The organism is Pseudoalteromonas sp. SG45-2, from assembly GCF_014164115.1.
Classification (GTDB): domain Bacteria; phylum Pseudomonadota; class Gammaproteobacteria; order Enterobacterales; family Alteromonadaceae; genus Pseudoalteromonas; species Pseudoalteromonas distincta.
The window spans coordinates 64,307-77,094 of record NZ_JACJEO010000006.1 but is presented as its reverse complement, the minus strand read 5'-3'; the positions used below and the strand labels follow the sequence as shown (position 1 = coordinate 77,094).

Genomic DNA, 12,788 nt, shown 5'->3' with positions numbered 1-12,788 from the left:
TGTCATCATAAAGAGATTGCTCACTTACATAATAAGAAAACTGTGCTGAAATTAATAAAATTTATTCTTCCCCCTTTATTTGCAGGTCTAAGTATTGCTTTTTTAGTGGTTTTTTTCAGCCCTAATATGCGAGCCGCCTTACTTCCTAATGTTCCCCTTCCAAGCGCGATGAGTGCGAGTCACCTAAGTTTTTCTGATGCAGTTAAACGAGCAGCTCCTTCTGTAGTTACTATTTTTTCAGAAAGCATTTCCAAAGAACCTCGTTATAAAAGAAAAAACACGGTACAAGAGCTAGGCTCTGGCGTCATTATGTCGCAAGACGGTTATATTCTTACTAACTATCATGTTGTTAATAATGCAGACCAAATTATGGTTATCTTAACCGATGGCCGACGCTTTTTTGATGTGCAACTCATTGGTTTTGATACTATTACTGATTTAGCCTTACTTAAAATCAATGCAGATCACCTCCCAGTGATTCCCGTAAACGATAGCTATGTATCAAATGTAGGCGATGTTGTACTTGCTATAGGCAACCCGCTTAACTTAGGGCAAACAATCACTCAAGGCATTATTAGTGCAACGGGTAAGCAAAAAATTACAGATAGCCCTTACAATAACTTATTGCAAATGGATGCAGCTATTAACGTGGGCAACTCCGGCGGCGCATTAGTTAACTCCAATGGTGATTTAGTCGGCATTACTTCTGCACAATTTAAAACGCGTGAGAACTTGAATATTCAAGGAATATTTTTCGCGGTTCCTTACTCACTTGCTAAAAAAGTGATGGGTAAACTCATTCGTCACGGTCGGGTTGTGCGCGGCTATTTAGGCTTTGAAGGCACAGCAGTAGATAGTACGGGTAAAGAAGTAAACGACAGCCTAACGCCGGTTACCGGCATGCGTATTACTAATTTAGACCCTTTGGGGCCAGCATGGCAAGCAGGCATTGAAGAGCAAGATATCGTCATTAAAATTGCAGGGCTTTCGGTAGCAAACCCACAAAAAGTGCTTGAAAAAATAGGTAATACGGAGCCCGGTAAAGAAATAGAATTTGAGCTATACAGAGATGGCAAAATAGAAAAAATCATGGTGGTGGTAGCTGAGCTTGAAACAAAGCTTTAAAAAAGAGTAATACCAATCGTCAATAAAAAGGTCGGATAGCAATTTGCGTATCCGACCTTTTTTAAATAGCTTAACTAGTTATCTACTTAGCTACTTCTACGTTTAATGTTTGCACCCAACGCACTTAGCTTATCTTCAATGCGCTGATAGCCTCTATCAACGTGATAAATACGGTCAACAACCGTTTCACCCTGTGCCACTATACCCGTTAAAATTAAGCTAGCTGAAGCGCGTAAATCGGTTGCCATCACTTGCGCACCCGTTAAGCTTTCAGTCTCACCACAAATTGCGGTATGCCCTTCTAAACGAATATTAGCGCCCATACGCTGCAACTCTGGTACATGCATAAAACGGTTTTCAAAAATCGTTTCTGTGATCGTTGCACTACCATTTGCTACTACATTCAATGCTGTAAACTGAGCTTGCATATCCGTAGGAAAACCTGGGTGTGGAGCTGTTTTAATATTCACGGCTTTAAGTTCTCGGCCGCGCATATCAAGATAAATACTATCGTTATGTACTTCTAGGTGCGCATTCGTAGCACGTAGCTTTTCAATCACAGGCTCAAGAGAATGAAAGTCTGTATTTTTACAAAGTACTTCACCGCCAGCCATTGCTGCTGCGACTAAAAACGTCCCAGTTTCAATTCGGTCAGGTAAAATACTGTGTTCACAGCCAGCTAAACGCTCAACGCCTTCAACTTCAATGCGGCTAGTACCTGCACCTGTGATTTTAGCGCCCATAGCAATTAGGCAGTTAGCTAAATCAATTATTTCAGGCTCGCGTGCCGCATTATCAAGTATGGTTTTACCATCAGCGAGGGCCGCTGCCATTAATAGGTTTTCGGTAGCGCCTACACTTACCATTTCCATAAAAATTTCAGCGCCTTTTAAGCGACCATTAACCTTGGCATTAATATAACCATTTTCAACGTTTATTTGTGCGCCCATGCGCTCCAAACCTTGAATATGGATATCAACAGGGCGAGCACCAATAGCGCACCCACCAGGTAAAGACACTTGAGCCTCACCAAAACGTGCAACTAGAGGGCCTAATGCAAGCACAGAGGCGCGCATTTGCTTTACTAAGTCGTAAGGCGCTAATGTTTTATTAACCGTTGCACCGTCAATTACTAGCGTATCGCCCTGCCAATTAACATCTGCACCTAAAGTTTTTAATAAGGCTTCAGTGGTCACTATGTCGCGAAGACGCGGTACATTAGTAAATATACTTTTACCATCAGCTAATAGTGAAGCAAATAAGATAGGAAGTGCGGCATTTTTAGCGCCCGAAATAGTCACTTCACCAGCAAGTGAAGTGCCACCTTGAATTACAAATTGATCCATTAGGAGGCCCTAGTTATTGCGGTAAAATGAATTTTTGTTCACGCTTCCACTCTACAGGAGTAAATGCACGAATAGATACTGCGTGAATTGTCCCATCTGAAATTGTATTCATTAATGGACCATAAACTAGCTGCTGCTTTTTAACTCGGCTTAAACCGTCAAAGCATTCGCCTACTGCAACAACTTCATAATGACTACCATTGGCTTTTACATGTACTTCAGCTAATTGAAGTTCTTCGCGTAATAATGTTTCGACTTGGCTAGTTTCCATAACTCTCACTCAAATAGGGTTGTAACCTGACCCAATTGCATTAAATTTTGCAATTGCTCAGGTAGGTTTTGCAATTCAAGGCGAATGCCTTGCTGCTTTAATTCTGCAAAAGAGTGAATTAACCAAGCTAAGCCAGCTGTGTCAACCCTTGATACTCCACTTAGGTCGAAATAGATGATTTTATGCTTAGTTAATAACTTATTGTTCAGAAGCTGTTCATCGCCAATTGAATTTCGAGTAAGCTCACCGCTTACTCCAAAATGTTGTCCATCAACTTGGCTTATTGCCAATTTAGTCATTCGAGTTACTGCCTCTAAACTGAACTGGTAGCTGACTCTTTTGCTCTAAAAGGTTACTTACATTATCAATACCTTGCTGACGCAAAATACCTTGCAGCTCGCTTTGCTTTGCATCCAGTAAACTAATACCTTCGGCAATCATATCGTACGCGCGCCATTCACCGTCGCGGTCTTCGCGTACTTTAAAATCGATTCTGATATCAGGTTTACCGTCTTCAATAATTTTAGTCTTAACAACAACGACGTCTTTACCTTTAAACGCTTGCTCTGCACCAAACTCAACTTTCTGATTTGTGTATTGAGTAAATACACCTGCATAAGTCGCAACTAAGTACTCTCTAAATACACCAATAAAGCGTTGAATTTCTTTAATTGCTTTGGCCTTTTCAGCCTCGTCGGTAATTGCACGAACTTTAGATACTTCACTGCCAAGTACACGAAGTGCTGCATATTTATAGTCGATATAAGGCATTAATTCTTCTTCGACTATTACGCGAAGGTATTCCTGATCTTTAACAATTAATGGCTGATCTTTTTTAATGCGCGCAAATGTATTATCGGCAACTTGGCGTACCATTTTATTAGGATCGACTAATTTCACATCTGCTGCACTTACGCTTTGAGTTAGCGTCATTGTGCCAATTGCTACAATAGCTAAAAACTTTTTCAACATAATAATTACTCACTACCTTGGTTGAATAAAAACTGCCCGATTAATTCTTCAAGTACAATGGCAGACTTAGTATCAGTGATTGAATCGCCATCACCTAATGCTTTACTTTCCACACCAAATAAATCGTCAATTGCTTCATCTTGCTTGTTTTCTGTCACTGTTTCGCCTAAACAACGTTGCTTAGCAGAATCTGGAGAAATTACAGGGTGAATACCTAAGTACTGCTCACCTAAAATACCCGACGTTAAAATAGAGATTGAGCTTGTGTCTGAAAAACGACATAAGTACTGTGCGTCAATGGTCATATTAACGACTGGTAAAAACTCTTGTGGGTGAACATAAATTGATTCAACACGGCCAATTACAACACCACCTACTTTTACTGGCGCACGCGCTTTTAACGAGCCGATGTTTTCAAACTTGGCATTAAGCGTATATGTTTCGCCAGAGCCACTAATACCTGAATTGGCAACTTTAAGTGCAAGCATCGCAAACGCTAAAATGCCAAGTGCTACAAAAAAACCAACTAAAATTTCTAATTTCCGTGAATTCATTATCTATACCCTATTAGCTGGTAAACATTACCGCTGTCAAAATAAAGTCAAAACCTAAAACTGCTAATGACGAATGAACAACCGTTTCGGTGGTTGCTTTGCTGATCCCTTCTGAGGTCGGCACACAGTCATATCCTTTATAAAGCGCAATCCAGGTCACCACTATGGCAAATACAAAGCTTTTAATAATACCGTTTAGTATGTCTTGCTGAAACGACACTTGCGATTGCATGATTGACCAAAAACTACCTGTATCAACCCCCAGCCAATCTACCCCCACTAAATGAGCGCCTATAATTGCTACAGCTGAAAATATCAATGCAAGCAATGGCATGCTTATAAAACCCGCCCAAAAGCGCGGTGCAATAATACGTTTTAGCGGATCGATTGCCATCATCTCAAGTGATGAAAGTTGCTCTGTTGCTTTCATTAAGCCAATTTCAGCTGTCAAAGCGCTACCTGCGCGTCCTGCAAATAATAATGCAGTAACAACCGGGCCTAGTTCTCGCAATAAGCTCAGTGCCACTAACGGCCCTAAACTATCCTCAGCGCCATAACCAACCAATACGGTGTAACCTTGTAAAGCCAACACCATACCGATAAACAAACCCGACACCATAATAATGAGTAACGATTGCGAACCAACCATATAAAGCTGGCGAACAAGTAACGGTGTGCCTTTTTTAAAATTAGGAACATGCGCTAATGCACTAAACAGCATATAAGCAGAACGACCAAGGGCCGCAAAGCGTCCTAGCGTTTTATGTCCTAGCTTTTGAAATAAATCCAACATTATGCTTTTTCTCCAAGTAGTTCGTCTGCATAAGCCTGAGCCGGAAAATGAAATGGTACAGGACCATCCGACAAGCCTTTTAAAAACTGTTGAACTAAAGGAGATTCATGATTACGCATTTCATCTGGAGTACCAGAACCAATTACCCCTTGATCGGCGATAATTATAACGTGTTCGGCAATACTCATTACCTCTGTTACATCGTGCGTCACGATTAAAGACGATAAACCTAATACTTCGTTGAGCGACTTAATTAGCTTAACCAATACGCCCATCGAAATAGGATCTTGCCCTGCAAATGGTTCATCGTACATGATTAGCTCTGGATCAAGTGCTATAGCGCGTGCAAGTGCAGCACGCCTTGCCATACCGCCGGATAACTCAGATGGCATTAAATCTTTAGCGCCACGTAGTCCAACCGCTTGCAGTTTCATTAACACAACTAATCGAATCAGGTCTTCACTTAGCTTTGTGTGCTCTCTTATAGGAAACGCGATATTGTCAAATACCGACATATCAGTAAACAACGCACCACTTTGAAAAAGCATACTCATTTTAGTACGTGCTTCGTATAACTCTTTACGAGACATTTTAGGAATGCTGCCACCTTCAAATAAAATATCACCTGAATCTGGTTTAAGCTGACCACCAATTAAACGCAACATAGTGGTTTTGCCAATTCCGCTTGGCCCCATAATCGCAGTAATTTTACCTTTAGGAACGCTAAAACTCATATTTTTATATATGGTTCTATTGCCTCTCGAAAAGCTAACATCCTTGACTTCTACTATTGATTGCGACAAGTCGCTCTCCATAAAAATGTTCACTAGTGCCCCTATTTTAAAGCTTTTTTGTCAAAGATGGAAAAAACAATTCGTAAGATTTTGTAATACACCCATGAAAAGGATTATAAGACTCGCTCAAAACAGCTTAACCCCGGCTTAAATTTTTAAATTAGCTGTTTAAAAGCAACATTGTTACCTAGTTGACCTTACTCTTTTATTTATACTTTCATCTTGGCTTTTGTTACTATTCGCGCCATCCGTATTTTGTATAACTGGCTTAACACAATGGTTACCTCGTTTGTTATTTTAATTCTTGGTTTTGCAGCTCTTGTTTGGAGTGCCGATAGGTTTGTTTATGGGGCTGCGGCTCTTGCTAAAAACTTTGGTGTACCTACACTTATTGTTGGTTTGACCGTTGTAGCCATGGGCTCTTCAGCCCCTGAAATGATGGTTTCAGCCTCTGCCGCTTTGGCTAACAAAACCGACACAGCCGTTGGCAATGCTGTTGGCTCTAATATTACAAACATTTTACTTGTGTTAGGTATCACTGCTCTATTTCGCCCTCTTTCAGTTTCATCTAGTACGTTAAAACGTGAAATGCCATTAGTGATGCTCGTATCTTTAGCTACTTGGTATGTGTTCTCAGATAACTACTTTTCATTTAGTGAAGGTGTTGCGCTTTTAGTTGGCTTTATCGTATTCATCGGTGGGTTAATCATTGTATCTATGCGTGCAAAAAACCAAGATGACCCATTTGTCTCAGAAGCCTGCGACGATGTACCAAACGATGTACCTACTAAAAAAGCGGTATTTTGGTTAATTGTCGGCATGGTACTCTTGCCGGTTAGTTCTCATTTTTTAATCGGCTCAGCTGTTGATATTGCTAAATACTTCGGCTTAAGCGACTTAGTCATTGGTTTAACAATTATTGCCATTGGTACTAGCTTGCCTGAACTTGCCGCCTCGGTTGCAGGTGTACTTAAAAATGAAGATGATTTAGCACTAGGTAATATTGTTGGCTCAAACATATTTAATATTTTAGCTGTATTACCTCTAGCAGGTATTATTAATCCTTCAGCAATTGATCCATCGTTAGTAAGCCGAGATATATTAATTATGATTGGTGCAACACTTGCTCTTATTATTATGTCATTGAACTTTAGAGGCACCCAGCGTATCAATAGGGTAGAAGGCGGCTTATTGCTAATAGCGTTTTTGGGTTACCAAGGGTATATTTTTAGTCAAGTAGGGTAAATGATGGCAACGCTAAACTTTATTGAACAAGGCCTTCGCGTTTTAGATGTTGAGCGCCAAGCACTTAGTGATATTGCACAATATGTAGATGAAAATTTTCATAACGCGTGCCAATTAATGTACGACTGTGAAGGCCGTATTATTGTTATTGGCATGGGAAAATCAGGCCATATTGGCAATAAAATAGCGGCAACCCTTGCAAGCACTGGCAGCCCTGCGTTTTTTGTTCACCCTGGTGAAGCAAGTCATGGTGATTTAGGTATGATCACTAAAAATGACGTGGTTATGCTTATTTCTAATTCAGGGGAAACCAGCGAAGTTTTAAATATCATTCCGGTTTTAAAACGACTTGGTGCCAAAATGATAGCGATGACTGGCAATACACAATCAACAATGGCAACCCTTGCTAATGTACATGTGTGCATTAAAGTAGAAAAAGAAGCTTGTTCATTGGGTCTAGCCCCTACATCAAGTACCACTGCAACGCTTGCGATGGGCGATGCCATGGCAGTTGCATTATTAGAAGCTCGCGGCTTTACAGCTGATGACTTCGCGCTATCTCACCCAGGTGGTAGTTTAGGCAAGCGCTTATTACTTACTTTAAAAGATGTTATGCACAGCGGCGCAAATACACCTATTATTGATGTTTCACAAACAGTTAAAGATGCTCTAATAGAAATGTCAGCTAAAGGATTAGGTATGACAGCCATTGTTGATGAAAATCAGCAACTCGTAGGGTTATTTACCGATGGTGACTTACGTCGCATTTTAGAACAAAGAATTGATATTCATACAACACAAATAGATGTTGTTATGACTAAGTCATGCACTACAGCTACGCAAGATATTTTAGCCGCTGAAGCGCTCAATATTATGGAACGTAAACGTATAAATGGCCTAATCGTCGTCAATGAGAAAAACCAACCTATTGGCGCATTAAATATGCAAGACCTATTAAAAGCAGGAGTGTTATAAATGCAATTTGAAGAACTCTATCAACCGCTGAGCGATGATGCAAAAGCACGCGCTAAAAAAGTAAAACTACTTATATGCGATATTGATGGTGTATTTTCTGATGGCCGTATTTACCTTGGCAATCAAGGTGAAGAGCTAAAAGCATTTAATACAAAAGATGGTTTTGGCATTAAAGCACTTATAAACAGTGGCTTTGAAGTAGCTGTTATTACTGGTCGTCATTCACAGATAGTACAACAACGTATGAGCAGCTTAACCGTACAGCATATTTATCAAGGCCAAGAAAATAAGCTCATTGCCTATCAAGAATTAAAAGATAAACTCAACCTTAGCGATGAACAAATTGCTTATATTGGTGATGACGGTCCTGACATGCCTGTTATGGAGTTAGTAGGCTTTGCCGTTGCAGTAAATGATGCCCACCCTCTTATTAAGCGTTTGTCACATTATGTAACGCAAATGCCTGGTGGTTTTGGCGCTGTGAGAGAACTCACCGATTTGCTCATGCTTGAAAATGGTAAAGCATTGACTACACAAGGCACTAGTTCATGAATGCAGCGCGCATAATATTAAGCGTTTTATTCATTAGCTGTATGGTTTGGCTTTGGTACCCTTATTTTGCACAAACAAATATTGTGCCTCAGGCTGAGCCTGAAGTTGTTGCTAAGCCTGATTACATAGCTATTGAGCTCAAACAGACAGCCTATGATGAGCAAGGTAAAATTAGCCACAAAGTCACTGCGGCTAAAATGGAGCTATACCAGCAATTAGGTTTCACGTTTTTTGAAAAACCCATTTTTACTTTATATAACGAGCAACAAACGTGGCAAATAAATGCAGACGAAGCAACATTATATGAAGATAAACAATTAATTTTAGAAGGTAATGTGGTTGCCAAAAATTTAACCGATAACGCCATGATAGACAAAATCAATGCTGATAATATTCAGGTTGATATAAAGTTATTAACAATGCGTTCGGAGCAACCCGTCATTATCACTGGACCCAATTTAAAAATCACCGGTAAAGGCCTAGAAGCCGACTTGAAAACCGAAGTGATAAAACTAATTAACCATACGCGAACCATATATTATGACCAATAAAATATTAAAATCACTTATAATTCCTACACTTATACTAGCGTTTAATAGTAGTGCTGCAGAGCAAAACACGCAACCTGCTGCCAATCAAATTTCAATAAGTGCCGACAAGCAAGAAGGTCAATTGAAAGCTAATGTGGGTATTTTTGAGAAAAACGTTGAGATTATTCACGGTAATCGCCGCATTACAGCCGATCGCCTAGAAGTACACAAACGTGATGAACTTGGTGATAATAAACAATTATTAATTGCCACAGGTAGCCCTGCGCACTTTGAAGAAAAGCAATCAGACGGCACGACTATGAGCGCCAGTGCTGACGAAGTACGTTATGATGTATCTAAGCGTTTTTTAACGCTTGTTGGTAATGCACAAGTTTCGCAAGCCGGACAAAAAATAAATGCTAAAAGCATTACCTACGACATAGAGCAGCAGCTCATCAGTGCCGAAAAAGATGAAAACTCAACTGACCGCGTTCACACAATTTTAGTACCGATCGAAGCTAAAAAAAGTAAAAAAGGCGATAAAGGTCAACCATGAGCACATTAAAAGCAGAACTATTGGCAAAAAGCTATAAAGGTCGTGAAGTTGTAAAAAACGTCGGCCTTGAAGTACAAGCTGGCAGTATAGTTGGCTTACTTGGCCCTAACGGTGCTGGTAAAACAACGACTTTTTATATGATTGTAGGGCTTGTTCCTAGCGACAAAGGTAAAATATCTATTGATGATAACGATATTACTCTTTTACCTATGCATAGTCGTGCTAGATTAGGCATAGGCTACTTACCACAAGAGTCATCGATTTTTAGAAAGCTGACTGTTTATCAAAACTTAATGGCCATTTTAGAAACGCGCAAAGAACTAAATAAACAAGCCAGAGAAGACACGCTCAATAACTTATTAGATGAATTTAGCATACAACACATTCGTGATAGCCAAGGTATGGCATTATCGGGGGGAGAACGTCGTCGTGTAGAAATAGCACGAGCGCTGGCAGCAGATCCTAAATTTATATTACTGGATGAACCGTTTGCCGGTGTTGACCCTATTTCGGTATTAGATATAAAGAAAATAATAGAACATCTTAAAAATCGTGGGATTGGTGTATTAATTACCGACCATAACGTAAGAGAGACCCTTGATGTTTGTGAAAAAGCCTACATTGTTTCTCATGGGGAGCTGATTGCATCAGGTACTCCAGAACACGTATTAAATGATAAAACAGTACGCGATGTTTACTTAGGCGAGCAATTTAGGCTGTAACATTTACGCCATGTCTTTAAGCATCTGCTAGTATTAATTATAACAACATAAAAGGATTGTTAGAGATACATGAGGCAATCACTACAGCTGCGCATGGGCCAGCAACTTACAATGACTCCACAGTTGCAACAAGCTATTCGTTTGTTGCAACTCAGTACATTGGATCTCCAGCAAGAAATACAAGAAGCTCTCGACAGTAATCCACTATTAGAGGTTGAAGAGGCAGACTATTCCGAAGACGCTGCTGGTAAAAACGAGCAAAAAGCTGATACCGATGACATAACTGTTAGCGCATCTGCTGATGATGCTCCGAGCGAATACGAACAAGATACTGGTGAAGCACTTGCAAAAGACACGCTAAGTGACGACATGGCTATGGATGTCAGTTGGGATGAGTACATGAGTGCCGCTCCTGCAGCCTCATCAGGTCCAATGCCTGAAGACGAATCAATATACCAAGGCGCCTCTACTGAAACGCTCCATGAGTATTTAATGTGGCAATTACAACTAACGCCATTTAGCCCTACAGACGAAGCTATTGCTATTGCTATTGTAGAAGCTGTCGATGATTCAGGTATTTTAACACTAAGCTGCGAAGAGATTTTAGAAAGCTTTAATCAAGAAAACGAAGATGATAACGAAGTCGAACTTGATGAAATTGAAGCGGTATTAAAACGCATCCAACTGTTTGATCCTGTTGGTATTGCTGCACGTAGTTTACAAGAGTGTTTGTGTATTCAGCTTAATCAATTTGATAAAGAAACACCTTATATTAATGAAACGAAAATGATTTTAACCGAGCATATTGATCTATTAGCAGCTCGCGACTATCGTACATTAATGAAAAAAACTAAGCTCAAAGAAGAAGAGCTTAAAGAAGTAATGACACTAATACATACTCTCAACCCAAAACCTGCAGATACTATTGTAAGGGAAGAATCTGAGTATGTTATTCCTGATGTGTCAGTTAAAAAAATTAAAGGCCGCTGGGTTGTCGAATTAAACCCAGATAGCATGCCTAAAATTCGTGTTAATAGCCAATACGCAGCAATGTCTCGCACTGTAAAATCAAGTGGCGACAGCCAGTTTATTCGCTCACATTTACAAGAAGCTAAATGGTTTATTAAAAGCTTAGAAAGTAGAAACGACACGCTATTAAAAGTTACTAATTGTATTGTTAAGCAACAACAAGGCTTTTTTGAACATGGCCCTGAAGCCATGAAACCAATGGTTTTAAATGATGTTGCTGAAATGGTAGAAATGCACGAATCGACAATTTCTCGCGTAACTACTCAAAAGTACATGCATACACCCCGTGGTATATTTGAGCTTAAATATTTTTTCTCAAGCCATGTAAGTACTGAAAACGGTGGTGAATGTTCATCTACAGCAATACGTGCGCTTATCCGAAAATTAATCGCAGCAGAAAACTCAGCAAAACCATTGAGTGATAGCAAAATAGCGGATATATTGGCTGAGCAAGGAATTAAAGTAGCGAGACGTACAATCGCAAAATACCGCGAATCTCTTGCTATTCCACCGTCAAATCAGCGTAAAAGTCTGATTTAAGACGCTAAACTAAGAGGGTAATGCTTATGCAACTAAACTTAACTGGTCGTCACGTAGAATTAACCGATTCACTAAGAGACTATATTAATACTAAATTTGCGAAGCTTGAAAGACACTCTGATCATATTAATAATGTTCATGTCATTCTCGATGTAGAAAAATTAAATCAAAAAGCAGAAGCCACAATACACGTAAGCGGTGCTGAGCTATTTGCCTCTACAGAACATCAAGATATGTATGCCGCTATTGACTCGTTGATCGACAAGCTCGATCGCCAAGTAATCAAACACAAAGAGAAGCTTGCTCGACACTAATATGATGAAATTAAGTTCACTTATATGCCAGGACTGCAGCAAAGCTGCGGTCCTTTTTAATAGCAAAAAAAGAATTTTAGAGTTCATTAGCGAACTTGCTCACGACAAACTTCCGTATTTACCGCAACAAGATATTCTTAATGCTTTAATGAGCAGAGAGAAATTAGGTAGTACAGGTATAGGGCGTGGCATTGCTATTCCTCATGGAAGAATGAGCGGTGCAGAAGAGCCTTTGGCTTTAGTGCTCGTTAGCGAAACTCCAATAAACTTTGATGCAATCGATAATCGCCCTGTTGATATTTTTGTCGCACTCATCGTACCAGATGGCGATAACCAGCAGCACTTAAAGACTCTAGCAACCATTGCTGATAAACTAAACAACAAAGATTTTTGTAAACAGTTACGCAGTGCAAAATCTGATACTGAGCTTTACCAAGTTATTGTCGATCAATCATAGTTTTATAAAGGGT

The 12,788-nt window shown here is 39.8% G+C and carries 17 protein-coding genes; 10 read left to right on the top strand and 7 right to left on the bottom strand.

Annotation, left to right across the window (positions count from 1 at the left end):
* Positions 1 to 42: 42 nt before the first annotated feature.
* On the top strand, positions 43 to 1,125 hold the full coding sequence (locus H5116_RS05705; RefSeq protein ID WP_024595792.1) for a trypsin-like peptidase domain-containing protein: 1,083 nt from the start codon (positions 43 to 45) through the stop codon (positions 1,123 to 1,125).
* An 86-nt stretch (positions 1,126 to 1,211) separates the two neighbouring features.
* Here the strand turns inward: H5116_RS05705 and murA are convergent, their stop codons facing one another.
* From murA to H5116_RS05670, 7 genes are read right to left on the bottom strand one after another with little or no spacing between them, the layout of a single operon-like run.
* Positions 1,212 to 2,471: a UDP-N-acetylglucosamine 1-carboxyvinyltransferase gene (murA, locus tag H5116_RS05700; RefSeq protein WP_002957954.1), complete on the bottom strand. Its 1,260-nt coding sequence runs from the start codon at positions 2,469 to 2,471 to the stop codon at positions 1,212 to 1,214.
* A 13-nt stretch (positions 2,472 to 2,484) separates the two neighbouring features.
* Positions 2,485 to 2,742, bottom strand: coding sequence for a BolA family protein (locus H5116_RS05695; RefSeq protein WP_002957953.1), 258 nt, complete (start codon positions 2,740 to 2,742; stop codon positions 2,485 to 2,487).
* Between the two features lie 5 nt (positions 2,743 to 2,747).
* The gene (locus H5116_RS05690) at positions 2,748 to 3,041 is read right to left on the bottom strand and encodes a lipid asymmetry maintenance protein MlaB (protein WP_002957952.1); all 294 of its coding nucleotides are present in this window, start codon (positions 3,039 to 3,041) and stop codon (positions 2,748 to 2,750) included.
* On the bottom strand, positions 3,034 to 3,714 hold the full coding sequence (locus tag H5116_RS05685) for a phospholipid-binding protein MlaC (protein ID WP_039485391.1): 681 nt from the start codon (positions 3,712 to 3,714) through the stop codon (positions 3,034 to 3,036). The genes H5116_RS05690 and H5116_RS05685 overlap by 8 nt, the downstream gene beginning before the upstream one ends.
* Positions 3,715 to 3,719: 5 nt before the next feature.
* A complete protein-coding gene (mlaD, locus tag H5116_RS05680) occupies positions 3,720 to 4,268 on the bottom strand; it encodes an outer membrane lipid asymmetry maintenance protein MlaD (RefSeq protein WP_002957950.1) in 549 nt (182 codons plus the stop codon).
* Positions 4,269 to 4,281: 13 nt separating this feature from the next.
* Complete coding sequence (gene mlaE / locus H5116_RS05675; protein ID WP_002957949.1) at positions 4,282 to 5,061, bottom strand: lipid asymmetry maintenance ABC transporter permease subunit MlaE; 780 nt, start codon at positions 5,059 to 5,061, stop codon at positions 4,282 to 4,284.
* Positions 5,061 to 5,876, bottom strand: a complete 816-nt coding sequence (locus tag H5116_RS05670) for an ATP-binding cassette domain-containing protein (protein WP_080945050.1) — start codon at positions 5,874 to 5,876, stop codon at positions 5,061 to 5,063. Before H5116_RS05670 ends, mlaE begins: the two co-directional genes overlap by 1 nt.
* Positions 5,877 to 6,131: 255 nt before the next feature.
* Between H5116_RS05670 and H5116_RS05665 the strand changes: the two genes are divergently transcribed.
* The 9 genes from H5116_RS05665 to ptsN all read left to right on the top strand — a co-directional run bounded on the left by H5116_RS05665 (position 6,132) and on the right by ptsN (position 12,775).
* Positions 6,132 to 7,100 (top strand): calcium/sodium antiporter, encoded by a 969-nt coding sequence (locus tag H5116_RS05665; RefSeq protein ID WP_182692636.1) that lies wholly within the window; start codon positions 6,132 to 6,134, stop codon positions 7,098 to 7,100.
* A 3-nt stretch (positions 7,101 to 7,103) separates the two neighbouring features.
* Positions 7,104 to 8,075 carry a KpsF/GutQ family sugar-phosphate isomerase gene (locus H5116_RS05660; protein WP_002957946.1) on the top strand — a complete coding sequence of 324 codons (972 nt, stop codon included), beginning with the start codon at positions 7,104 to 7,106 and terminating at the stop codon, positions 8,073 to 8,075.
* Positions 8,076 to 8,627 (top strand): 3-deoxy-manno-octulosonate-8-phosphatase KdsC, encoded by a 552-nt coding sequence (gene kdsC, locus H5116_RS05655; RefSeq protein ID WP_007580311.1) that lies wholly within the window; start codon positions 8,076 to 8,078, stop codon positions 8,625 to 8,627.
* Positions 8,624 to 9,178: an LPS export ABC transporter periplasmic protein LptC gene (lptC, locus tag H5116_RS05650; RefSeq protein WP_182715714.1), complete on the top strand. Its 555-nt coding sequence runs from the start codon at positions 8,624 to 8,626 to the stop codon at positions 9,176 to 9,178. Before kdsC ends, lptC begins: the two co-directional genes overlap by 4 nt.
* Positions 9,168 to 9,713 (top strand): lipopolysaccharide transport periplasmic protein LptA, encoded by a 546-nt coding sequence (lptA, locus tag H5116_RS05645; protein WP_182715713.1) that lies wholly within the window; start codon positions 9,168 to 9,170, stop codon positions 9,711 to 9,713. The genes lptC and lptA overlap by 11 nt, the downstream gene beginning before the upstream one ends.
* The gene (gene lptB / locus H5116_RS05640) at positions 9,710 to 10,435 is read left to right on the top strand and encodes an LPS export ABC transporter ATP-binding protein (RefSeq protein WP_002957942.1); all 726 of its coding nucleotides are present in this window, start codon (positions 9,710 to 9,712) and stop codon (positions 10,433 to 10,435) included. The genes lptA and lptB overlap by 4 nt, the downstream gene beginning before the upstream one ends.
* A gap of 69 nt (positions 10,436 to 10,504) precedes the next feature.
* Complete coding sequence (locus H5116_RS05635; RefSeq protein ID WP_002957941.1) at positions 10,505 to 12,004, top strand: RNA polymerase factor sigma-54; 1,500 nt, start codon at positions 10,505 to 10,507, stop codon at positions 12,002 to 12,004.
* Between the two features lie 26 nt (positions 12,005 to 12,030).
* Entirely contained in the window at positions 12,031 to 12,318 is a 288-nt protein-coding gene (hpf, locus tag H5116_RS05630; RefSeq protein WP_007580301.1) for a ribosome hibernation promoting factor, read from the top strand.
* A gap of 4 nt (positions 12,319 to 12,322) precedes the next feature.
* Positions 12,323 to 12,775, top strand: coding sequence for a PTS IIA-like nitrogen regulatory protein PtsN (gene ptsN, locus H5116_RS05625; protein WP_024595797.1), 453 nt, complete (start codon positions 12,323 to 12,325; stop codon positions 12,773 to 12,775).
* The last annotated feature ends 13 nt before the right edge of the window (positions 12,776 to 12,788 follow it).

Coding starts and splice junctions, on each gene's coding strand:
- murA (WP_002957954.1), bottom strand. CDS start 2,471: ATGGATCAATTTGTAATTCAAGGTGGCACTTCACTTGCTGGTGAAGTG.
- H5116_RS05695 (WP_002957953.1), bottom strand. CDS start 2,742: ATGGAAACTAGCCAAGTCGAAACATTATTACGCGAAGAACTTCAATTA.
- H5116_RS05690 (WP_002957952.1), bottom strand. CDS start 3,041: ATGACTAAATTGGCAATAAGCCAAGTTGATGGACAACATTTTGGAGTA.
- H5116_RS05685 (WP_039485391.1), bottom strand. CDS start 3,714: ATGTTGAAAAAGTTTTTAGCTATTGTAGCAATTGGCACAATGACGCTA.
- mlaD (WP_002957950.1), bottom strand. CDS start 4,268: ATGAATTCACGGAAATTAGAAATTTTAGTTGGTTTTTTTGTAGCACTT.
- mlaE (WP_002957949.1), bottom strand. CDS start 5,061: ATGTTGGATTTATTTCAAAAGCTAGGACATAAAACGCTAGGACGCTTT.
- H5116_RS05670 (WP_080945050.1), bottom strand. CDS start 5,876: ATGGAGAGCGACTTGTCGCAATCAATAGTAGAAGTCAAGGATGTTAGC.
- H5116_RS05665 (WP_182692636.1), top strand. CDS start 6,132: ATGGTTACCTCGTTTGTTATTTTAATTCTTGGTTTTGCAGCTCTTGTT.
- H5116_RS05660 (WP_002957946.1), top strand. CDS start 7,104: ATGGCAACGCTAAACTTTATTGAACAAGGCCTTCGCGTTTTAGATGTT.
- kdsC (WP_007580311.1), top strand. CDS start 8,076: ATGCAATTTGAAGAACTCTATCAACCGCTGAGCGATGATGCAAAAGCA.
- lptC (WP_182715714.1), top strand. CDS start 8,624: ATGAATGCAGCGCGCATAATATTAAGCGTTTTATTCATTAGCTGTATG.
- lptA (WP_182715713.1), top strand. CDS start 9,168: ATGACCAATAAAATATTAAAATCACTTATAATTCCTACACTTATACTA.
- lptB (WP_002957942.1), top strand. CDS start 9,710: ATGAGCACATTAAAAGCAGAACTATTGGCAAAAAGCTATAAAGGTCGT.
- H5116_RS05635 (WP_002957941.1), top strand. CDS start 10,505: ATGAGGCAATCACTACAGCTGCGCATGGGCCAGCAACTTACAATGACT.
- hpf (WP_007580301.1), top strand. CDS start 12,031: ATGCAACTAAACTTAACTGGTCGTCACGTAGAATTAACCGATTCACTA.
- ptsN (WP_024595797.1), top strand. CDS start 12,323: ATGAAATTAAGTTCACTTATATGCCAGGACTGCAGCAAAGCTGCGGTC.